The sequence below is a fragment of the Falsiroseomonas selenitidurans genome, from assembly GCF_012103215.1.
In the GTDB taxonomy this organism is placed as follows: Bacteria; Pseudomonadota; Alphaproteobacteria; order Acetobacterales; family Acetobacteraceae; genus Falsiroseomonas; species Falsiroseomonas selenitidurans.
Genome location: NZ_JAAVNE010000009.1, coordinates 125,060 through 144,608 on the forward strand (window position 1 = coordinate 125,060; position 19,549 = coordinate 144,608).

Annotated in this window: 22 protein-coding genes and 1 pseudogene; 10 read left to right on the top strand and 13 right to left on the bottom strand. The window is 72.0% G+C overall.

Going from position 1 to position 19,549, the window contains the following annotated elements; genetic code table 11:
- Positions 1-71 precede the first annotated feature (71 nt).
- Entirely contained in the window at positions 72-554 is a 483-nt protein-coding gene (gene mscL / locus HEQ75_RS08115) for a large conductance mechanosensitive channel protein MscL (protein WP_168029090.1), read from the top strand.
- Here the strand turns inward: mscL and HEQ75_RS08120 are convergent.
- Positions 511-1,431: a BMP family ABC transporter substrate-binding protein gene (locus tag HEQ75_RS08120; RefSeq protein WP_209318410.1), complete on the bottom strand. Its 921-nt coding sequence runs from the start codon at positions 1,429-1,431 to the stop codon at positions 511-513. The genes mscL and HEQ75_RS08120 overlap by 44 nt on opposite strands.
- Positions 1,428-2,414 (bottom strand): Bug family tripartite tricarboxylate transporter substrate binding protein, encoded by a 987-nt coding sequence (locus HEQ75_RS08125; RefSeq protein ID WP_168029092.1) that lies wholly within the window; start codon positions 2,412-2,414, stop codon positions 1,428-1,430. Before HEQ75_RS08125 ends, HEQ75_RS08120 begins: the two co-directional genes overlap by 4 nt.
- Positions 2,415-2,485: 71 nt before the next feature.
- On the opposite strand from HEQ75_RS08125, the gene HEQ75_RS08130 reads away from it, so the two are divergent.
- The 5 genes from HEQ75_RS08130 (at position 2,486) to HEQ75_RS08150 (ending at position 6,307) form a co-directional block, all read left to right on the top strand.
- Positions 2,486-3,253, top strand: a complete 768-nt coding sequence (locus tag HEQ75_RS08130) for an aspartate racemase/maleate isomerase family protein (RefSeq protein WP_168029094.1) — start codon at positions 2,486-2,488, stop codon at positions 3,251-3,253.
- Positions 3,253-3,606, top strand: coding sequence for a hydroxyisourate hydrolase (locus HEQ75_RS08135; protein ID WP_168029096.1), 354 nt, complete (start codon positions 3,253-3,255; stop codon positions 3,604-3,606). The genes HEQ75_RS08130 and HEQ75_RS08135 overlap by 1 nt, the downstream gene beginning before the upstream one ends.
- Entirely contained in the window at positions 3,603-4,535 is a 933-nt protein-coding gene (locus HEQ75_RS08140; RefSeq protein ID WP_209318411.1) for a polysaccharide deacetylase family protein, read from the top strand. Before HEQ75_RS08135 ends, HEQ75_RS08140 begins: the two co-directional genes overlap by 4 nt.
- A complete protein-coding gene (locus HEQ75_RS08145; protein ID WP_168029098.1) occupies positions 4,532-5,263 on the top strand; it encodes an aspartate/glutamate racemase family protein in 732 nt (243 codons plus the stop codon). Before HEQ75_RS08140 ends, HEQ75_RS08145 begins: the two co-directional genes overlap by 4 nt.
- Positions 5,264-5,335: 72 nt before the next feature.
- Positions 5,336-6,307: a Bug family tripartite tricarboxylate transporter substrate binding protein gene (locus tag HEQ75_RS08150; protein ID WP_168029100.1), complete on the top strand. Its 972-nt coding sequence runs from the start codon at positions 5,336-5,338 to the stop codon at positions 6,305-6,307.
- A gap of 237 nt (positions 6,308-6,544) precedes the next feature.
- Here HEQ75_RS08150 and recQ read toward each other — a convergent pair whose 3' ends face one another.
- Positions 6,545-8,377, bottom strand: a complete 1,833-nt coding sequence (gene recQ, locus HEQ75_RS08155; RefSeq protein WP_168029102.1) for a DNA helicase RecQ — start codon at positions 8,375-8,377, stop codon at positions 6,545-6,547.
- 67 nt (positions 8,378-8,444) lie between these two features.
- Positions 8,445-8,840: an OmpA family protein gene (locus HEQ75_RS08160; RefSeq protein ID WP_168029104.1), complete on the bottom strand. Its 396-nt coding sequence runs from the start codon at positions 8,838-8,840 to the stop codon at positions 8,445-8,447.
- A gap of 146 nt (positions 8,841-8,986) precedes the next feature.
- On the opposite strand from HEQ75_RS08160, the gene HEQ75_RS08165 reads away from it, so the two are divergent.
- Together HEQ75_RS08165 and HEQ75_RS29170 are read left to right on the top strand one after the other, a co-directional pair.
- The gene (locus HEQ75_RS08165) at positions 8,987-10,006 is read left to right on the top strand and encodes a hypothetical protein (RefSeq protein ID WP_168029106.1); all 1,020 of its coding nucleotides are present in this window, start codon (positions 8,987-8,989) and stop codon (positions 10,004-10,006) included.
- Positions 10,007-10,122: 116 nt separating this feature from the next.
- A pseudogene (locus tag HEQ75_RS29170) lies at positions 10,123-10,428 on the top strand (IS110 family transposase); the annotation flags it as partial.
- 560 nt (positions 10,429-10,988) lie between these two features.
- On the opposite strand, the gene HEQ75_RS08175 reads toward HEQ75_RS29170, so the two are convergent.
- The 9 genes from HEQ75_RS08175 to HEQ75_RS29020 all read right to left on the bottom strand — a co-directional run bounded on the left by HEQ75_RS08175 (position 10,989) and on the right by HEQ75_RS29020 (position 18,279).
- The gene (locus tag HEQ75_RS08175) at positions 10,989-12,005 is read right to left on the bottom strand and encodes a pyridoxal-phosphate dependent enzyme (RefSeq protein ID WP_168029108.1); all 1,017 of its coding nucleotides are present in this window, start codon (positions 12,003-12,005) and stop codon (positions 10,989-10,991) included.
- A 19-nt stretch (positions 12,006-12,024) separates the two neighbouring features.
- Positions 12,025-12,738 (bottom strand): phosphate regulon transcriptional regulator PhoB, encoded by a 714-nt coding sequence (phoB, locus tag HEQ75_RS08180; RefSeq protein ID WP_168029110.1) that lies wholly within the window; start codon positions 12,736-12,738, stop codon positions 12,025-12,027.
- A 24-nt stretch (positions 12,739-12,762) separates the two neighbouring features.
- Positions 12,763-13,482, bottom strand: coding sequence for a phosphate signaling complex protein PhoU (gene phoU / locus HEQ75_RS08185; RefSeq protein WP_168029157.1), 720 nt, complete (start codon positions 13,480-13,482; stop codon positions 12,763-12,765).
- Positions 13,483-13,499: 17 nt separating this feature from the next.
- Positions 13,500-14,285 carry a phosphate ABC transporter ATP-binding protein PstB gene (gene pstB, locus HEQ75_RS08190; protein WP_168029159.1) on the bottom strand — a complete coding sequence of 262 codons (786 nt, stop codon included), beginning with the start codon at positions 14,283-14,285 and terminating at the stop codon, positions 13,500-13,502.
- Positions 14,286-14,365: 80 nt separating this feature from the next.
- On the bottom strand, positions 14,366-15,247 hold the full coding sequence (gene pstA / locus HEQ75_RS08195) for a phosphate ABC transporter permease PstA (protein ID WP_168029112.1): 882 nt from the start codon (positions 15,245-15,247) through the stop codon (positions 14,366-14,368).
- Between the two features lie 4 nt (positions 15,248-15,251).
- Positions 15,252-16,223, bottom strand: a complete 972-nt coding sequence (gene pstC, locus HEQ75_RS08200; RefSeq protein ID WP_168029114.1) for a phosphate ABC transporter permease subunit PstC — start codon at positions 16,221-16,223, stop codon at positions 15,252-15,254.
- A gap of 76 nt (positions 16,224-16,299) precedes the next feature.
- Positions 16,300-17,391 (bottom strand): phosphate ABC transporter substrate-binding protein PstS, encoded by a 1,092-nt coding sequence (gene pstS / locus HEQ75_RS08205; protein WP_168029116.1) that lies wholly within the window; start codon positions 17,389-17,391, stop codon positions 16,300-16,302.
- A gap of 136 nt (positions 17,392-17,527) precedes the next feature.
- The gene (locus HEQ75_RS08210; protein WP_168029118.1) at positions 17,528-17,944 is read right to left on the bottom strand and encodes an ATP-binding protein; all 417 of its coding nucleotides are present in this window, start codon (positions 17,942-17,944) and stop codon (positions 17,528-17,530) included.
- Complete coding sequence (locus HEQ75_RS29020; protein ID WP_168029120.1) at positions 17,941-18,279, bottom strand: STAS domain-containing protein; 339 nt, start codon at positions 18,277-18,279, stop codon at positions 17,941-17,943. Before HEQ75_RS29020 ends, HEQ75_RS08210 begins: the two co-directional genes overlap by 4 nt.
- Before the next feature lie 268 nt (positions 18,280-18,547).
- Between HEQ75_RS29020 and HEQ75_RS08220 the strand changes: the two genes are divergently transcribed.
- A complete protein-coding gene (locus tag HEQ75_RS08220; RefSeq protein ID WP_168029122.1) occupies positions 18,548-19,144 on the top strand; it encodes a FecR domain-containing protein in 597 nt (198 codons plus the stop codon).
- A gap of 101 nt (positions 19,145-19,245) precedes the next feature.
- On the top strand, positions 19,246-19,549 hold a 304-nt coding region (locus HEQ75_RS08225; protein WP_328733483.1), incomplete at its 3' end, for a CHASE2 domain-containing protein.

Consider the following 19,549-nt stretch of genomic DNA (forward strand, 5'->3'; position numbering starts at 1 on the left):
CCGCGCGCGATTGTGGGTTGGCCGGGCCGTGGGTGCGCAGCAGGCTGGCCGACCACGATCCGGAGTCGCCGATGAAGTCGCCCATCCCGCTCGCCGAACCCACCTGGCTCAGCGAGTTCAAGGCCTTCATCATGCGCGGCAGCGTCATCGACCTTGCCGTCGGCATCGTCATCGGCGCCGCCTTCACCGCCATCGTCTCCTCGCTGGTGGAGGATCTGATCAATCCGCTGATCGGCCTGCTGGTCGGCGGGATTGATTTCTCCAACGTCTTCGTCGTGCTCAGCGGCACCCGCCAGGCGACGCTGGAGGCAACGCGCGAAAGCGGTGCCGCGGTGCTGGCCGTCGGGCGCTTCATCAACGCCATCATCAAGTTCCTGATCGTCGCGCTGGCCATCTTCTGGCTGCTGAAGGCGCTGACGCGCCTGCGCGTGCGTCAGGATGCGGTGAAGGGCCCCTCCTCCACCGACCGGCTGCTGGCGCAGATCCTGGAGGAATTGCGCAGCAACCGCCCTACGGAGTCCATGCCGGCCCCGACCACGCCTCCGGCACCGTGACCTCCCCGGCCAGCACCGCCGCCTGAAGCGCGGCGACGCGGGCGGCCAGCGCCGGCGGCACATCGGCGGCCAGCGCCAGGCGCACCGCCTCCGGCGCCTCCAGCCCGATGCGCCGGTCGGCGAAGCGCCCGGCGAGGAAGGCCTCGATCGCCGCCCACATCGCCACGCCATTGTCGGCGACGGCGGAGGCCAGGAACACCGGGGCCTCCTGCGTCCAATCGCGCACATTGCCGATGGCGCGCATTCCGCTGGCGCGGCAGGCGGCCAGCGCGCCGTCGCGGCCGCCATCCAGCATGGCGAATTGCAGCCGCGCCCCGTCGCGCGCCTGCGCCGCCGTCCAGTATTCGGCCAGCGCCGGGTCGTGCTGGTTGCCGCAGAAGCCGCTCAGCAGCCGGGCGGTGGGGTTCGCATGGGCCAGGCCCGCGGCGAAGCCGGCGCGGCCGCGCAGCCCGGGCGGCACCGGCTCGCCCGAAAGATGCGCCGCGGTCTCCCCCGCAGCGATCCACCAGCCGGCCAGGGCGCCGGCCAGGAAGGCCGATTGTTCCTGCAGCACCTCGAAGCCGGCGATGTTGGGGCCGGCAATGCGCCCCTGGGTGACGGCGAAGGCGACATCCGGGAAGGCCGGCGCCACCGCCGCCACCGCCTGTTCCCCCTGCCCGCCATGGGCGATGACGAGGTCGGCGCGACGCGCCGCGGCTTCCACCGTCTCGGCCCGGCGCGCCGGCACCGGCTCCCACACCGTCTCGATGGTCACCGGCAGCGCGGCGGCGCGGGCCAGGCCCTCCGCCCCCGCCCGGTTGAAGGCGCCGGCGCCGGGCTGGCCGAACAGGATGGCGACGACGCGCGGCCGTGCCGTTCCCACCACCCGCAGGGTCACTGGGCGGTCAGGCCCAGCGCCCGCACCGCACCGCCAACCACGCGTACCTCCTCCGCCACGAAGCTGGTGAAATCCGCCTGGCTCATTGGCCGCACGGCGATGCCGTGCTCCAGGATGCGCGCCGTCATCAGCGGCGTCTCCAGCGCCGCCAGGGTTTCCGTGTGCAGCCGCGCGGCGATGGCGGCGGGCAGGCCGGCGGGGGCGGCGAGGCCCAGCCAGTTCTCCGCCACCAGGCCGGGGTAGCCGCCTTCCGCCGTGGTCGGTACCTCCGGCGCCATCTCCTGCCGTGCGGGGGCGGTGATGGCGATGGCGCGGAGGCGGCCGGCGCGGATGTTCTCCACATTCTGCGGCAGCGTGTCGAAGGAGAGCGGGATGGCGCCGCCCAGCAGGTCGGCCTGCATCGGCGCGCTGCCGCGATAGGGCACATGCGTCAGCTCCGCCCCGGTGCGCTTGGTGAAGGCCTCGCCGAAGATATGCGCGACGGAGCCGGCGCCGGAGCTGCCATAGCCGGGCGGCACGCGCTGCGCCTTGATCCAGGCCACCAGCCCGGCCAGGTCGGTGGCCGGCACCAGGCGCGGATTCACCACCACCACCAGCGGCGTGGCGCCGAGATAGGCGATATGGGTGAAGCTGGTGACCGGGTCATAGGGGATGCTGGCATAGATCGGCGGGGAGGTGACGATCGGCGCGGTGTTGGACAGCATCAGCGTCAGCCCGTCCGCCGGCTGGCTGGCGACATAGGCCGCGCCCAGCGTGCCGCCGGCGCCCGGCTTGTTCTCCACCAGCACGCGCTGCGGCAGGCGGGCGGACAGCGCCTCCGCCAGCACGCGGGCGACGATGTCGGAACTGCCGCCGGGCGGGAAGGTGACGATGATGCGGATCGGCCGGCTCGGCCAGGCCGGCTGTGCCCAGGCGGTGCGGGGGGCATTGCTGGCGGAGCAGGCGGCAAGTGCCGCGAGAATCGGCAGGTGACGGCGGCGCATGGGCGACATTCCTCGGAAATCGATCGGGCGAGGCAATTGCCGTGCCGCCCCGCCCAGGTGCAGGCTGGGCCATGGCCACCGACCCGATTGCCAGCGCCGATGCGCTGATGCCGCCCGCACCGCTCCTGCTGGCCACCATCTTGCCCTCTGCCAACACGGTGGTGGAACGCACCACCCAGGCGCTGCTGCGCCATCTGCCCGGCGTGCTGCCCAGCTTCACCCGGGTGGCCAAGCGCGGCGCGGTGGACCCCTTTCCGGACAGCTACGACTGGGACGCGCTGCTAGGCGCGGCGGCGCTGCTGGCCGATGCGCGGCCGGCGGCGCTCGTCTGGTCCGCCAGCAAGGGTGCGGTCATCGGTCTGCGGCATGATCGGGAACTGGTGGCCCGAATCCGCGACGCCACCGGCCTGCCCTGCGCCACCGCCGGCCTCGCGCTGCTGGAGGCGCTGGGCGCGCTGCGGGCCCGGCGCGTGGCGCTGATCGGCCCCCATACGCGGGAGTACAACCTGCGGGCCGCGCGCGGCCTGGCGATGGAAGGGGTGGAGATGGTGGCAGAGGCGAGCCTTGGCATGACGGACAACCTTTCCTTTGCCTCGCTCGACCATGCCGGCGTGGCGGCGCTGGCGCGGCAGGTGGCCCGCCCGGGGGTGGAGGCCATCATCCTGTGGAACACCAACTGCGCCGGCGCGGCCCTGGCGGCGGGGCTGGAGGCGGAGTGCGGCATCCCGCTGCTGGACGCCACGGCGCTCGGCGTCTGGGGCGGGCTGCGGGCGGCCGGGATTGCCGAGACTCCGGGGCCGGAATGGGGCAGGCTGTTCCGGCTGGGGGAGCCGGGCTGATGGCGGCGGGCATTTCGGTGCATGCGGTGGACGTGGCGAGCGGCCGGCCAGGGGAGGGCATGAAGGTGGAAATCCACCGCCTGCTGCCCGAAGGCGGCCGCCAGGCGGTGGCGGAAGGGCTGCTCGGCGCCGATGGCGCGCTGCACCACCCGGTGACCACCGGCGTCGGCGTGACCGTGGGCGTGCATGAGGTGCTGTTCCATATCGGCGACTTCTTCGCCGCGACCCAGAGCCCCCCGCCGCCCTTCCTGGAACTGGTGCCCTTCCGCTTCCGCGTCTTCGACGCCAGCCTGCACTACCACCTGCCCATCAAGTTCACGCCCTGGGGATTCTCCCTGTACCGCGGCGCATGAGCGGCCCGGTGGTGGGCGCGCTGCCGGGCGGCATGCCGCCCGCCGGACGGGGATTGGCCGGCCGCGCCGGCGCCACCCCGGCCGCCGCCTGGCCGGGCGGGGCCAGGCTGGCGCTGTCCTTCGTGGTGAATGTGGAGGAAGGGGCGGAGATGTCGCTCACCGCCGGCGATGCCCGCAACGAGGCCACCTATGAGGCGCGGGAGGAGGTGGTGGGCCACCCCGACCCCTGCATGGAGAGCCACTTCGCCTATGGCAGCCGCGTGGGGATGTGGCGGATCCTGGATGCCTTCGACGCGCATGGCCTGAAGGCCACCTTCTCCAGCTGCGGCCGCGCCGTGGCGGCAACGCCGATCCTGGCCGCCGCGCCGCATGAACGCGGGCACGAGGTCTCCGCCCATGGCTGGCGCTGGGAAAGCCATGCCGGGATGCCGGAGGCGACGGAGCGTGCCGTGATCGCGGCGACCGTCAGGGCCATCCGCGATGCCACCGGCGAGCGCCCGGTGGGCTGGCACACCCGCAGCGCGTCGTCGGTCAACACGCGGCGCCTGCTGCTGGAGGAAGGCGGCTTCCTGTACGACAGCGACAATTACGACGACGACCTGCCGCGGCTGATGCCGCGCCCGGACGGCACACCGCATGTGCGCCTGCCCTATGCCTTCGACACCAACGACATGCGCTTCGCCCCCGGCAGCGGCTTCGTGCAGCCCGAGGATTTCTCCAGGTACTGCATCGGCGCCATCGACTGGCTGCTGGCGGAAGGCGCGCCGCGCATGCTCTCCATCGGCCTGCATCTGCGCATCATCGGCCGCCCGGCGCGCATGCCGGGCCTCGCCGCGGTGCTGCGCCATGTGGCGGGGCGGGAGGATATCTGGGTGGCACGGCGCCGCGACATCGCCCGCCACTGGCTGACGCAGGAGGCGCTGCCGTGAGGCTGCTGGTCGTCAACAGCAACACGACGGACAGCGTCACCACCCGCATCGGCGCCGCCGCCCGCGCCGCGGCCAGGTCGGGCACGGTCGTGGAGGCCGTTTCCGCCCCCTTCGGCCTGCCGCTCATCGTCAGCCGCGCCGACTGGCTGCTGGCCGGGCCGGCGACGCTGGCCGCGCTCGCCGCCCGCCGCGGCACCTACGACGCCGCCATCATCGCCTGCTTTGGCGACCCGGGGCTGGAGGCGGCGAAGGAGATGCTGGACGTGCCCGTGCTCGGCATCAGCGAGGCCGCCTTCCATGCCGCCGCCATGCTCGGCCGGCGCTTCGGCGTGGTCTCCTTCACCGCGGCGCTGCGGCCGATGTTCGAGGACTGCCTGGCGCAACACGGGCTGCAGGCGCGCTGCGCCGGCTTCCGCATGGGCCCGGCCTTCGCCGGCGACCCCGGGCTGGTGGCGGAGGAGCGCGCCGACCTGCTGGTGGAACTCTGCCGGCAATCGGTGGAACAGGACGGGGCGGCGGTGGTGATCCTGGCCGGCGGCCCGCTGGCCGGGCTGGCGCCCATGATCGCGCACCGCGTCCCGGTGCCGCTGGTGGACGGCACCGCGGCGGCCGTGCGGCTGGCGGAGGCGCTGGTCGGCCTGGCCCCGCCCGGCGCGCCGCGCTCGCGGCGGCCCCGGGCGGTCACGGGCTTCGCGCCCGAGATCTCGGCGCTGTACGGCGGCGCCTGACCGGCGTTTCGCCGCCTCAACGATCGGCACGCGCCTTGCATCGCCTGGCCCCGGGACACTCGGAGAGACAGGATGACCACCCGCCGCCAGATCCTTGCCGCCGCGCTTGCAACACCCCTGGCCGCCCCCGCGCTGGCGCAGGCGCCCTGGCCGAACCGGCCGGTACGCATCCTCAACCCCTACGCCCCCGGCGGCACCAGCGACCTGATCATCCGCCCGCTGACGGAGCGCCTGGAACGCGCCTTCGGCCGGCCCTTCGTGGTGGAGAACAAGCCTGGCGCCGGCGGTACCGTCGCCACCGCGGAAGGCGCCCGCGCCATGGCGGATGGCCACACCCTGCTGGTCTCCAACACCGGCCCGCTGGCCATCGCGCCCAGCCTGTTCCGCAACCTGGCCTATGACCCGGCGCGCGCCTTCACCTGGGTCAGCATGCTGGGCGGCGCGCCCATCGTCTGTGCCGTGAAGGGCGACAGCCCGCTGGCGGACATGGCGGCCTACAAGGCGCTGGCCGCGAAGCAGGCGGAGGAGGTGTCCTTCGGTTCCTCCGGCGTCGGCTCCGTCGGCCACCTGACGGGCGTGATGTGGGGGCTGGAGGCCGGGGTGAAGATGCTGCACGTGCCCTTCCGCGGCGCGGCGGAGGCGCAGCAGAACGTGCTGGGCGGCAACACCACCTCGCTATGGGACACCTCCGGCGCCAATGCGGCGGCGATCCGCGCCGGCTCCCTGAAGGGGCTGGCCGTGTCCTCCCCGCAGCGGATTGCGGCACTGCCGGCGGTACCGACCCTGGCGGAGGTGGGCTTCCCCGGCTCCACCGCCACCAACTGGTTCTGCCTGGCCGCGCCGGCGGGGCTGGACCCGGCCATCGCCGCGAAGCTGGACGCCGAGATCCGTGCCGGGCTGGCGGAGGCGGCGATCCGCACGCGGCTGGAGGGGATCGGCGTGGTGCCGCTGGAGATCACCGCCGCCGCCATGCCGGCCTTCGTCGCCGGAGAGGTGACGCGCTGGGGCAATGTGGTGCGCGCCGCCGGGGTGCAGCCGAACTGAGCGCCGCCCTGCCGGGAGGATGGCGGCGCATTTTCCGAGCCGCCCGGCGATTCCGCCTGACTTGAACATGCTTCACGTTGGCGCATGTTCCGAGCCGTCAGGCGATTCCGCCTGACTTGAACATGCTTCACGCTGGCGCATGTTCCGAGCCGTCAGGCGATTCCGCCTGACTTGAACACGCTTCACGCTGGCGCATGTTCCGAGCCGTCAGGCGATTCCGCCTGATTTGAACATGCTTCACACCCCGGCCAGCACCCGCAGCACGGCGTCGCCGTAGCGTTCCAGCTTGGTGCGGCCGACGCCGGCGATCTGGCCAAGCTGGTCCAGGCTGCGCGGCCGGGCCGTGGCGATCTCCGCCAGGGTGCGGTCCTGGAAGATGACATAGGCCGGCACGGACTGGGCCTGCGCCTCTGAACGCCGCCAGTCGCGCAGCGCCTCGAACACCGAATCGCCCACCGGGGCGGGGCTGCCGGGGCGCCCGGCGCGGGCCGGGGCCGGCGCGGCGGCGCGCACCAGCTCCTCCCGCAGCATCACCTTCTGCTCGCCCTTCAGCACCGGGCGTGCCGCATCCGTGGGCACCAGCTCCCCGTGGTTTTCAATGGCGACGTCCAGCACCCCCTGCGCCACCAGCTGCCGCGCCACGCCGCGCCAGGCGGTGTCGGAGATATCCTTGCCGACGCCGAAGGTGGGCAGCCGGTCATGCGCGAACTGCGCCACCTTGTCGGTCAGCTTGCCGCGCAGCACGTCCACCACATGGCCGACGCCGAAGCGCCGCCCGGTACGCAGCACGGCCGAGAGCATCTTCTGCGCCGCCACGGTGCCGTCGAACAGCCGCGGCGGGGAGAGGCAGACGTCGCAATTGCCGCAGGGCGGGCACTCGGCCTCCCCGAAGCAGCGCAGCAGGATCTGGCGCCGGCAGGTGGCGGCCTCGGCGATCGCCACCATGGCATCCAGCCGCTGCCGCTCGATCCGCTTCTGCTCCGGCGCCGCCGGGCTTTCCTCGATCCGGTGCCGGCCGAGCGCGATGTCGCCGGCGCCATACAGCAGCAGGGCGCGGGCGGGCAGCCCGTCGCGGCCGGCACGCCCGATCTCCTGGTACCAGCTCTCCGGCGATTTCGGCAGGTCCAGGTGCACCACCCAGCGCACATCCGGCCGGTCGATGCCCATGCCGAAGGCGATGGTCGCGCACATCACCACGCTGTCGCCACGGGCGAAGCGGCGATGCGCGTCCCGCTTCGCATCCGATTCCATGCCGGCATGGAAGGCCAGCGCGTCCAGCCCATCCCCGCGCAGCCATTCGGCGGTCTGCTCCGACTTGGCGCGGGTGCCGCAATAGACGATGCCGGCGCCGGTCATCGCGCCCTTCGGCCCGGCTTCCTCCCGCAGCAGGGCGCGCAGCTGGGCGCGTTCCTGCTCGCGCGGCGCGGCCTCGATGCGGATGTTCGGGCGGTCGAAGCCGCCGCGGAACACCGGGTCCTCCTGCAGGCCGAGCTGGCGGCGGATATCCTCCACCGTGCGCGGATCCGCGGTGGCCGTCAGCGCAAGGCGCGGCGTGCGCGGGAAGCGCTCCGCCAGCACCCCAAGGCCGCGGTATTCCGGCCGGAAATGATGCCCCCACTGGGACACGCAATGCGCCTCGTCCACCGCGAACAGCGCCACGGGCAGGCTGTCCAGCCGGTTCAGCATGCCTTCCAGCACCAGCCGTTCCGGGGAGACATAGAGCAGCTTCAGGTCGCCATTGTGCAGGTCGCGCAGCACGGTGCGCGATTCGCCCTCCGGCAGGTCGGAATGCAGCGCCGCGGCGGCGACGCCCTGCTGGCGCAGGGCCGCCACCTGGTCCTCCATCAACGCGATCAGCGGGGAGACCACGATCCCCACCCCCGGCCGGCACAGCGCCGGCACCTGGAAGCACAGGGACTTGCCACCGCCGGTCGGCATCAGCACCAGGCCGGACCCGCCGGAGGCGACATGCCGTACCACCTCCTCCTGCCGCCCGCGAAAGCCGGGGTGGCCGAAGACGCGGCTCAGCACATCGAGCGGGTTGGTGCTCTCATCGGGGTGGTCGGGCATCACGGGGGGGAATCGGCCGTCATCGGGCATGGCCCTGTCTGCCACGCCCGATCGGACAAGGGCAGTCTCAGGGATAGCCGATGATGACTTCCACGCGGCGGCTCTCCACCGGCACCGCATCGAAGGCCACCGGGCCGCGGCCGGTCACGGTGATCCGGGCGCGCGGCACACCGGCGGCCACCAGCTGCTCCGCCACATAATCCGCCCGGCGGCGGGACAATGCCTGGTTGAAGGCCGCGCCGCCCGCGGGGCCGGCGAAGCCGAGCACCTGCACCGGCACATCCGGGTGGCGGCGCGCCAGCCGGGCGGCATTGGCCAGCACGGCCCGGGCCGGCTCGTCCAGCTCCGTGCTGTCGGCCTCGAAGAACACCATGCGGGGTGGCTGGCCCACCAGTTCCCGCGGGTCCGCAGCGCAGGCCGCCACCAGGGCGACCGGAAGGATGGCGAAGGCGCGGCGACGCATGGGGCGATTCTCCGGCAGCAGACAGGCCGCACTGGTCGCCCGGCCGCCCCAACGCGTCAATCCTGCTGCGGATCAGTTTGCCGCGGGCGCGGTCCTTCCCGCCCGGCCGTCAGCCCCGGTTAACCCACCTCCCGCATCCTGCGGCCGTGCCCGAGCCCCCGACCCCGAGCCTGGACCCGCTTGCCGGCCCCCTGCCCGACCCGCGCGGCTTTGACCCGGTACGCTTCCCGGGCACGACGGAGGGCGAGACCTGGCCGCCACCGGCCTTCGATTTCCAGGCGAGCTGGCTGCGCGAGGCCGGCCTGGCCTTCGAACGGGATCCCGGCGGCGGCATCGGCCTGGTGCGGCCCTATGGCCATATGCGGATGCTGGCGGATATCGACACGGCGCATCTTCTGCTCGACATCGCCCCCGGCTCGCGGGACTTTCGCCTGCTGCGGCTGGTGCCGGCGGCGCTGCGCTGCGTGGAGCGCATCCGCCCCGGCGACCGGATGCCCGGCGCCCTGCTGGACGAGGATCCGGAGCCGATCCCCGACCAGCACCTGGAAGCCGCCACCGCCGAACTGGTCAAGCGTCTGGCGGCCACCGCCGGGGAGGAGGGCGAGGCGCTGGCCGAGGCGATGCACCGCAGCCCGCCGGGCCCCGGCATGTTCGAGACCGCGATCGCCCGCTGCATCACCCAGGGCGGCTTTCCCATGGGCACCATGGCGCCGCTCGGCCGGCGGCTGCAGCTTCTGGCCAATGCCCATGCGCGCGTCCTGGCCGCCGCGGCCATGCAGCCGGACTACGCGGCCATGGAGCGCATGGTGGCGCGCACGCGGGACGCGCTGGGCAATGACCGGCGCTGGGTCGGAGACCTGCTGACGCGCGCGATGGAGGGCCTGGCACCGTCCATCGCCCGGCCGCGCCGAGCGGCCGAGGGGTTCCTTGCCCTGGCCGAGGCCGCCATGCGCCGCCCGGTGCCGCTGGAGGCGCCGACCCGGCTGATCCGTGAGCAGTTGGGCCTGCGTGACCGGCTGCTGGACCTGTCCGTGTTCTGGCAGCGCCTGGCCGCCGCCTGGCTGGCGGTGGACCCGGCCACCACGGATCGCCGCGAGATCGAGGCCCTGGCCCGCAACGCCCTGCGCCGCCTGGCGCTGGAGGCGCTGTACCGGATGCCGGATTGATCGCCACTCAGAAACCGTTTGAGAACACCAGCGGGTCGGTCTGGCGGCGCTTTTCCATCCCTGCGGCGTTGCCGGTCTTGCCGAAGCCACCAGCCTCGACAGAGGAGGCGTCCACAATGGAAGTCACCACGATCGGCCTGGACATCGCCAAGCGGGTGTCCCAGGCGCATGGGGTCGACGCCGTCGGTCGGGCGGTGCTGCGGCGCAAGCTGGGCCGGAGCAAGGTGCTGGACTTCTTCCGCGGCCTGCCGCCCTGCCTGGTCGGCATCGAGGCGTGCGGCACCGCACACCATTGGGCGCGCGAGATCCGCGCACTCGGCCACGCGATGCGGCTGATCCACGGCAAGACCGACCCTGCCGATGCCGAGGCGATCCGCAACGCGGTGACGCGCCCGACCATGCGCTTCGTGCCGATCAAGACGCGTGCCGAAGCAAGACAGCCCAGGCGGCAAGCTTCGCCAGCGTGGCGTCTCCAAAGCCGGTGATCGCCATCGGCGCCGTCTTCTGGTGCCCGGCGCCTCGACCGTCATCCGGCACAACCGGACCAAGGCCGGCGGGGGCTGGCTGGCGAGCCTGGTCGGGCGACGCCCGACCAGGCTCGCCGCCGTCGCGCAGGCCAACAAGGCGGCGCGGATTGTCCGGGCGCTGCCGGCGCGCGGCGAAACCCACGACCCGCAACGCAGCGTTCCGCTTCACGCCGCAGCGCAGGACCACGAGGAGCTTCCCGCCGGCGATCGCCGCGACCGACGGGCGCATGAGGGCCGGGGTGGCGTGATGGCACATCGGCCGAAGCCGAGGCCCGGCACAACCCGTGTAGATTCCCGCGCCCCGAGCGCGCGAAACTGACCGGGAGCCAGGCCGCGGATGGCATCAGGGCCAGCGGTCATGAACCGCATCAACAGGCCGGACACAGGACCGCTCCCGACCGCGGCGCCGAAACGCAGCGTCGCCCTTGCACCAAAGGGCCGTCCACACAGGGCTCTCAGCCCCTGGCCAGGCCCACCGCCACGGCATCGGAGTCGGCGAGCAGGCCGGGAAGGCCGCCGGAATGAACCAGCGCCGCGGCGCCGCCGGAATGAACCAGCGCCGCGGCGCCGCCGCGAGGCACCAGCCCGCCCACCGCCGCCGCCAGCCCGGCGAGGGCCTTGGCGCTGGCGGCGGGGTCCAGCACCAGACCCTCGGTCCGCGCCGCCAGGTGCACCGCCGCCAGCCCGGGCGCGCCCGGCCCATCATGGTCGGGGGCCCGTTGGTCATCCGTCAGCGTCACCGCCGCCATCGCCGCCGGCTCGTCCCAGCCCAGCAGCGCGGCGGCGCGCGCCGCCACCTGTTCCACCCAGGGCCGCAGCCGCGCCGCCGGCTGCCGCACGGAAACCCCCAGCAGCCGCACCGGCAGGCCGTAGCGGGCGAAGCCGAGCGCCAGCCCGGCAAGGCTGAGGCCGGCGCCGCAGGCCAGGACGAGCAGATCCGGCGCGCTGCCCGCGGCCTCGAAATCCGCGGCCATCTCCTCCGCCGCCAGCGCCCAGGCAGCGGCGGCCAGCGGCGCCGTCTCACCCGCCAAATGCACCAGGAAGGGGTTGCCGCCAGCCAGGCGCAGCGCCGCCGCCCGCGTTTCCAGCTGGGCGCGGATGGCCGGGTCGGAAGCGTCGGTGAAGCCGATATCGGCGCCGAACAGGCGGCACAGAAGCAGATTGCCCAGGGGCGCCTGCGCGCCATGCAGCAGCAGGTGGCAGGCCAGCCCGGCACGCGGCGCGCAGCCGGCCAGGGCGCGGCAGAAATGCGACTGGCTGGCACCGGCCGCAAGCACCGAATCGGCCCGCGCCGCCCGCGCCGCGCCCAGGATCAGCTCCAGGCTGCGGATCTTGCTGCCGCCGAGCGCCGGCCCTGCCAGATCCTCCCGCTTCACATGCAGCCGGCCCAGGCCCAGCGCCGCGGCGAGGCGCGGCGCTGGCTGGTAGGGGGTGGGCTGGAGCAGCAGCGGGAAGCGCGGCGGGTCGGCCATGCCGGCAAGGCTGGCCGGTTTACTCCTCGACGTCGAGGGCGTAGCCGGCCGACCGGACGGTGCGGATGATATCCGCCTGGTCGTCGCCGTTCACCGCCTTCCGCAGCCGACGGATATGCACGTCCACGGTGCGCGGCTCGACATGGATGTCGCGTCCCCAGACGGCGTCCAGCAGCTGTTCCCGGGTGAAGACCCGGCCGGGATGCTGCAGGAAGAATTCCAGCAGCCGGTATTCGGTAGGGCCGAGATGCAGCGATCGCGAACCGCGCGTCACGCGGTGCGCGTCCTGGTCCATCACCAGGTCCTTGTAGGTCAGCCGGCCCTTCACCGGCACGGCGCCTGACCGGCGCAGCAGGGCGCGGATGCGGGCCAGCAGCGCGTCCATGACGAAAGGCTTGCTGATGTAGTCATCCGCCCCGGTGTCCAGGGCGCGCACCGCGTCCTGGTCCTCGGTGCGGGCCGTGACCATGATGATGGGCAGGTCGCGCGTGTTCGGCCGGCGGCGGATCTGGCGGCAGACCTCGAGGCCCGAGAGCGCCGGCAGCATCCAGTCCAGCAGGATCAGGTCCGGCTTGCCTTCGGCCACGCGCATCAGCGCTTCCTGGCCGTCGGTTGCCTCCTCCACCCGGAAGCCCTGCTTCTCCAGGTTGTAGCGCAGCAAGGTCAACAGCGGCGCCTCGTCCTCGACCACCAGGATGGTCGGCTTGGCCAGGCTGCCCGTGGCGTCCGGCATGATCGGTCTTTCTCCGGTCCTAGCTTATTCCGGCGGCCGGACGACCGCATAGGCGGAACTATCCGCCTTGGGACGGTCGTCGGGCAGGCTGTCGCCCCGCACCGCGTAGTGCACGGTCTCGGCGATGTTGGTGGCGTGGTCGCCGATGCGCTCCAGGTTCTTGGCGATGAACAGCAGGTGCGTGGCGGCGGTGATGTTGCGCGGATCCTCCATCATGAAGGTCAGCATCTCGCGGAAGATGCCGTTGTAGACATCATCCACCGGTTCGTCATTGCCCCAGACGCGCTCCGCGGCCACGGCGTCGTCGTTCACCAGCGCGTCGATCGCGGCCTTCAGGTTCTCCTGCACCAGCCGGGCCATGCGCAGGAAGCCGTTCAGGCTGCCCAGCGTCGGCTGCTGGGTGACGATGATGCTGCGCTTCGCCGCGTTGCGGGCGTAGTCGCCGATGCGTTCCAGGTCGTGCGCCACCTTCATGGCGGCGACGATGAAGCGCAGATCGCTGGCCATCGGCTGGCGCAGCGCCAGCAGGCGGATGCAGAAGGTCTCGATCTCGCGCTCGAGCTGGTCGAGCGCGGCGTCCCGGCTGATCACTTCCGCCGCCAGCGAGGCATCCCGCCGGGTCAGCGCCACCGTGGCGTCGTTGACCTGGCGCTCCGCCAGCCCGCCCATGCGGGCCAGCATGTCGCGCACCTTGCGCAGCTGCTCGTCGTAGGAGCGGACGATGTGCTCGCCCTGTTGTTCCATTGGCATTGTCTGTGTCCTCAGCCGAAGCGGCCGGTGATGTATTCCTGCGTGCGCTTCTCGCGCGGCGCCGTGAACAGCTGCGAGGCGGGCGCCACCTCGACCAGCTCACCCAGGTAGAAGAAGGCCACCTGGTCGGCGCAGCGCGCGGCCTGCTGCATGTTGTGGGTCACGATGCAGATGGTGAAGTCGCGCTTGAGCTCGTCGATCAGCTCCTCGATCTTCAGGGTGCTGATCGGGTCCAGCGCGCTGGTCGGCTCGTCGAACAGGATCACTTCCGGCCGCACCGCGATGGTCCGCGCGATGCACAGGCGCTGCTGCTGGCCGCCCGACAGGCCCATGGCGGAGCTCTGCAGCCGGTCCTTCACCTCGCCCCAGATCGCCGCGCGGGTCAGCGCCCATTCGATGCGGTCGTCCATCTCGGACTTCGAGAGCTTCTCGTGCAGGCGGATGCCGAAGGCGATGTTCTCGTAGATCGTCATCGGGAAGGGGGTCGGCTTCTGGAACACCATCCCGACCTTGGAGCGCAGCTCGTTCAGGTCGACCTCGGCGGCGATCATGTTGCGGCCGTCCATCATCACCTCGCCCTCGGCGCGCTGGCCGGGGTAGAGGCTGTACATGCGGTTCAGCACGCGCAGCAGCGTGGACTTGCCGCAACCGGAGGGGCCGATCATGCCCGTCACCTGCCGGTCCGGCAGTTCCAGGTTGATCGCCTTCAGCGCCTTGTTGGCACCGTAGAAGAAATCCAGGTTGCGGACCGAGATGCGGGAGGTGGTGTTGATCACCGCCTCGGACCGGGCCTGCATGCCTCCGAAGGACTGCGTGGCGGGGGGAGCGGCGTCGTTCATGGCGGACTCGCTGGTGGTGCTCATGGAGGGGTTTTCCGTCACTTGCGCAGCACGCTGCGGGCCAGGATGTTCAGGATCAGCACGGCGAGCGTGATGATGAGCGCGCCGGCCCAGGCCAGCTCGATCCAGTCCTGGAAGGGCGAACCGGCGTAGGAATAGATCGTGATTGGCAGGCTCGGCATCGGTGCCGTCAGGTCGGTCGACCAGGCGTTGTTGCCGAGGCTGGTGAACAGCAGCGGCGCCGTCTCCCCGGCGATGCGGGCAACGCCCAGCAGCACGCCGGTGATGATGCCGGAGATCGCGGCGCGCCAGCAGACGGTCACGATCATCTTCCACTTCGGCGCGCCCAGGCCGATCACCGCCTCACGCAGCGTGTTCGGGATCAGCGCCAGCATGTCCTCCGTGGTGCGCACCACCACGGGGATGATGATGATCGCCAGCGCCGCGACGCCCGCCCAGCCGGAGAAGCCGCCGAAGGGCAGCACCAGCAGCTGGTAGACGAAGAGGCCGACCAGGATCGAGGGGGCCGAGAGAAGGATGTCCGACACGAAGCGGACGACGTTGCCGAAGGCGGATCCGCGGGCGTATTCGGCCAGGTAGGTGCCGACCAGCATGCCGATCGGCGTGCCGATGATGGTGGCCAGGCCGACCTGGATCAGGCTGCCCACCATGGCGTTCAGCAGGCCGCCATTGGAGCCGGGCGGGCGCGTCACCTCGGTGAACACCGAGAGGTTCATCGCGCCGAAGCCCTTGGCGAACAGCGTCACCAGGATGGACGCCAGCAGCACCAGGCCGATGGCGGTGGCGCCGTAGGACAGCACCCGCAGGATCAGGTCGGACCGCTTGCGGCTGCGCCCGAGCGCGGCGGCGACGGCGGCGTCCTTGGTCGGGCCGGAGGAGGCCTGGAAGGTCGTGCTCATCGGGTCAGGCCTTCAGACGGGAGCGGAGCAGGAAGCGCGAGAGCGCCAGCACGATGAAGGACAGAACGAACAGGATGAAGCCAAGCGCCAGCAGCGCGGACAGCTTCAGGCTGCCGATCTCGCTCTCGCCGAATTCCAGCGCGATGACCGAGGCGATGGTGTTGCCCGGGCCGAACAGCGTGGTGGTGATGCGGTTGGCGTTGCCGATGACGAAGGTGACCGCCATCGTCTCGCCCAGCGCGCGGCCGAGGCCGAGCATGATGCCGCCGGCGACCGAGATGCGGGTGTAGGGCAGGACGACGCCCTTCATCACTTCCCAGGTCGTGCAGCCAAGGCCGTAGGCGCTTTCCTTGAACACCGGCGGCACCTGCTCGAACACGTCGCGCATGGTGGCGGCGATGAAGGGCAGGATCATGATCGCCAGGATCAGCGCCGCCGTGAAGATGCCGGTGCCGAAGGGCGGGCCCTCGAACAGGAAGCCGATCACCGGCCAGGTGCCGACGCTGTCAATCATGAAGGGCTGCACATACTGCGCCATGATCGGCGCGATCAGGAAGAAGCCCCACATGCCGTAGATGATGGAAGGCACCGCGGCGAGCAGCTCCACGGCCGTCCCGACCGGGCGGCGCAGCCAGATGGGCGCCAGCTCGGTCAGGTAGAAGGCGACACCGAAGGCCAGCGGCACGGCCAGGAGGATGGCCAGCACCGCGGTGATGATGGTGCCGTAGATGGAGACGCCGGCGCCGAAGACCTCCGTGACGGGGTCCCATTCGGTCGACCAGAGGAAGGGGATGCCGAAGGTCCGGAAGGCCGGAAGGCCGCCCAGGAACAATTCGACGATGATGCCGCCGAGCAGCAGCAGAACGAAGCCGCCGGCTGCGGTGCAGGCGGCGGCGAAGATGGTATCACCAAGCGAGGAGCTGCGTCGCGCAGGCCTCGGGATCGTGCCCACACTGGCGGTTGCGGCCTGCTGCAAGCGAATGCTCCGGTCTTTTTGTCTCGAGGCACGGAAGGAGCGTGGCGGCTTGCGCCGCCACGCCGGTTTCAGCCGATCAGGCCGGCTGCCACACGGGCTGGCCGTTGACCTTGATCTCGGTCCCCCAGGCCGTCCGGATGCGGTCGGCCACGACGGTCGGGATCGGGATGTATTCCAGTTCCTGCGCCAGGCGGTCGCCGTTCTTGTAGGCCCAGTCGAAGAAGCGCATCACGGCGCGGCTGCGCTCGGCGCTCTCCGGGTTCTTCGGCAGCAGGATGAAGGTCGGCGAGACGATCGGCCAGGACTTCGCGCCCTGCTGGTCGATCAGGCTGGCCGCGAAGCCCGGGGTCGACCAGTCCGCGTTCTCGGCGGCGGCGATGAAGTTCTCCTGCACCGGCAGGACGAAGTTCCCGGCCTTGTTGCGGATCTGCGTCGTCACCAGGCGGTTGGTGATGGCGTAGGCGTTCTCGACATAGCCGATGGCGCCACGGATGTTCTTCACCGTGCCGGCCACGCCTTCATTGCCGCGCGCGCCGGTGCCGGCGGGGAAGCGGACGGAGGTGCCGATGCCGACCTTCTCCTTCCATTCCGTGGAAACGGCGGAGAGGTAGGAGACCCACACGAAGGTCGTGCCCGAGCCGTCCGCGCGATAGACCGGCGCGATCGCCAGGTTCGGCAGGTTCAGCTCACGGTTCATCTCGACCAGCTTCGGGTCGTTCCAGCGGCGGATCTTGCCGAGATAGATGTCGGCGAGCAGCTCGCCGGTCAGCTTCATCTTCTCGTTCTCGACGCCCGGGATGTTCACGATCGCGACGAGCGAGCCCATCACCGCCGGGAACTGCAGCAGGTTGTGCTCGTTCAGCTGCGCGACGCTCAGCGGGGCGTCGGAGGCGCCGAAATCGACCGTGCGGTTGCGGATCTGGTTGATGCCAGCGCCCGAACCCACGGACTGATAGTTGAGGGTGATGCCGGTGGGGCCCTTCGCCGCCTCGGCCCACTTCTGGTAAACCGGGTTCGGGAAGGTCGCGCCGGCGCCGGTGATCGTCACCGCTTGGGCCATCGCGCTGCGGGCAGAGATCAGCCCGGCTCCGATCGCCGCGCCGGTACCGAGCAGAAGGGTGCGCCTGTTCACTGTGTCTCTCTCCGGTCCTGTTTGCGTGCGGGCCATGACTCGCGCCACCACCCTGCCGGGCGGGTTCTAGGCAGCAGAGGCGACCATACGATTGCAAATAAATGAAGGTTCGATGACACCGCGCCATACAACCTTGTGGGTTGTCCATAAAGCCTGCCCCGCGGTGCGGGATTCAGCCTAAGCGAATGATAAAATCGGTGCGATTCCAGCCCGGTGTCGCCGCCGGGCCATAGACCAGCGCCGCGGTCATCCGCCGCACCAGCGCCAAGCCAAGCCCGCCGATGCGCTCCGGCCCGGGGGCCTCCGAAGGCGCCTCGCGCAAGGCCAGCGGGTCGAAGGGCACGGCCGAATCCTCCAGCACCCCGCGCAGCGTGCCGTCCTGCCAGCTCAGATGGAGCCGGGCGGCAACGGGCGGGCCGGGCCAGGCGGCGTGCTCCACCAGGTTGGCGACCAACTCCTCCACCACCAGGCGCAGCCGCAGCGTCGCCTGGGCCGGGACGCCTGCGGCCTCGGCCCAGGCCTCGGCGCGGTCCTGCGCCTCGGCCAGCGCCGACAGCCCGATGGGGATATCGAGCGTCAGGCTGTTCAAGCCAGGCGGGCCATCGCCTCAGCTTCGGTGGGCACCAGCGGCAGCACGTCGTCCAGCGCCATCGCCTCCAGCACCTCCGCCACCATCGGCTGGGCACCGAACATCACCACCGTGCCACCGCGCCGCGTCACGACGCGGGAGGAGGACAGCAGCAGGCGGATGCCGAGCGAGGAAAGGAATTCGAGCCCCGTGAGGTCGATGACGGCGCTGCGGCCGGAAGCCGCGACGGCCGCGGTGAAGCGGGTTTCCACCTGCCCCACCGTCGTCGCGTCCAGGCGCCCGACGAGAACGAGCTTGTTGGCCGCGGGGCTGATCTCAACCACTTCGAACTGCACTGACCGTCTCCGTAAATCGGGGCGCGGTTGTCTAGACCGGCACCCCGTCCCCGCGGCGTGACATTTTTCTGACGGTGCCGCGCGCGTCCCGGCCGGCCGCCGTCGCGGTGTCAAGGGGCCGCGTCCTCCGCCACGCGGATGCGCCGCACGCCGATGCCTTCCGCCTCCCCCGCCATGCCGGCCGCCGCGAACCGCGGCGGGGCTGGAGCGGCGGCCGCGGCTGCGCAATAAACCTCCCTCGATCCAACCCCATCCCAGGGCCCGGACCATGATCCTGCCGCGCCGCCTCGCCCTTGCCGCGCCCGCCCTGCTGCTCGCCGCCGCCGGCCCGCCCTCGGCCCAGGTGGGCGAGGCGGTGGAGGTGGTGGGCAGCGCCCGTGCCGATGGCGCCACCGGCAGCCGACGCCTGGCGCCCGCCGCCAGCCTGGCGCAGGGCGATACGCTGGTGACCGGCACTGCCAGCCTGCTGCGCGCCCGGCTGCGCGGGGAGATCGACCTGCGGCTGGGCGCGGAGGCACGGTTGCGGCTGGACAGCCTGGGCGCCGGCGGCACCACGCTGCGCCGCAGCGCCGGCCCCTTCTGGTTCAGCCGCCCGGCCACCGCACCGCGCTCGCCCGTCGCCGTGGTCTCGCCGGCGGCGCTGATCGCCGTGCGCGGCACCGCCTTCTGGGGCGGCGAAACGGCGGAAGGCTTTTCCGTCTTCGTCGCCCGCGGCGCGGCGGAGGTCTCGGCGCAGGGCCAGCTGGTGGTGCTAACCGCCGGGCAGGGCACGGATGTGCCGCCGGGCGGGGCGCCGGAAGCCCCTGTCGCCTGGGCCGCGTCGCGCATCGCCGCCGCGCTCGCCGCGGTGGGTCTCACCCCCTGAAGCGGCCTGCCCGCGGCGCCTGGCGACCGATCCACGCCGGGCTGCTGGCGGCGGGGCTGCTGCTGGCGCTGCGACTGGCCTGGCCGACACAATTCGCCGGGCTGGCGGCGGCGGCGCGCGATGCGCTGCTCGCCGCCCTGCCCCGCCCCGCCATCGACGTGCCGGTGCTGGTGGTGGAGATCGATCGCGCCAGCCTGGCGGAACTCGGCCCCTGGCCCTGGCCGCGCGCCCGGCTCGCGGCGCTGGTCGCGCGGCTGCATGCGGATGGCGCCGCGGTGGTGGCGACGGACATCCTGTTCGCCGGCGCCGACCGCGCCTCCCCGGCCGCGCTTGCCCGCCTGCTGGCCCCCGCCCTGCCAGCGCCGGAGGCGGCGGCGCTGGCGGCCCTGGCGCCGGCGCTGCCGG

Coding starts and splice junctions, on each gene's coding strand:
- mscL (WP_168029090.1), top strand. CDS start 72: ATGAAGTCGCCCATCCCGCTCGCCGAACCCACCTGGCTCAGCGAGTTC.
- HEQ75_RS08125 (WP_168029092.1), bottom strand. CDS start 2,414: ATGCGCCGCCGTCACCTGCCGATTCTCGCGGCACTTGCCGCCTGCTCC.
- HEQ75_RS08130 (WP_168029094.1), top strand. CDS start 2,486: ATGGCCACCGACCCGATTGCCAGCGCCGATGCGCTGATGCCGCCCGCA.
- HEQ75_RS08135 (WP_168029096.1), top strand. CDS start 3,253: ATGGCGGCGGGCATTTCGGTGCATGCGGTGGACGTGGCGAGCGGCCGG.
- HEQ75_RS08140 (WP_209318411.1), top strand. CDS start 3,603: ATGAGCGGCCCGGTGGTGGGCGCGCTGCCGGGCGGCATGCCGCCCGCC.
- HEQ75_RS08150 (WP_168029100.1), top strand. CDS start 5,336: ATGACCACCCGCCGCCAGATCCTTGCCGCCGCGCTTGCAACACCCCTG.
- recQ (WP_168029102.1), bottom strand. CDS start 8,377: ATGCCCGACCACCCCGATGAGAGCACCAACCCGCTCGATGTGCTGAGC.
- HEQ75_RS08160 (WP_168029104.1), bottom strand. CDS start 8,840: ATGCGTCGCCGCGCCTTCGCCATCCTTCCGGTCGCCCTGGTGGCGGCC.
- HEQ75_RS08175 (WP_168029108.1), bottom strand. CDS start 12,005: ATGGCCGACCCGCCGCGCTTCCCGCTGCTGCTCCAGCCCACCCCCTAC.
- phoB (WP_168029110.1), bottom strand. CDS start 12,738: ATGCCGGACGCCACGGGCAGCCTGGCCAAGCCGACCATCCTGGTGGTC.
- phoU (WP_168029157.1), bottom strand. CDS start 13,482: ATGGAACAACAGGGCGAGCACATCGTCCGCTCCTACGACGAGCAGCTG.
- pstB (WP_168029159.1), bottom strand. CDS start 14,285: ATGCAGGCCCGGTCCGAGGCGGTGATCAACACCACCTCCCGCATCTCG.
- pstA (WP_168029112.1), bottom strand. CDS start 15,247: ATGAGCACGACCTTCCAGGCCTCCTCCGGCCCGACCAAGGACGCCGCC.
- pstS (WP_168029116.1), bottom strand. CDS start 17,391: ATGGCCCGCACGCAAACAGGACCGGAGAGAGACACAGTGAACAGGCGC.
- HEQ75_RS08220 (WP_168029122.1), top strand. CDS start 18,548: ATGATCCTGCCGCGCCGCCTCGCCCTTGCCGCGCCCGCCCTGCTGCTC.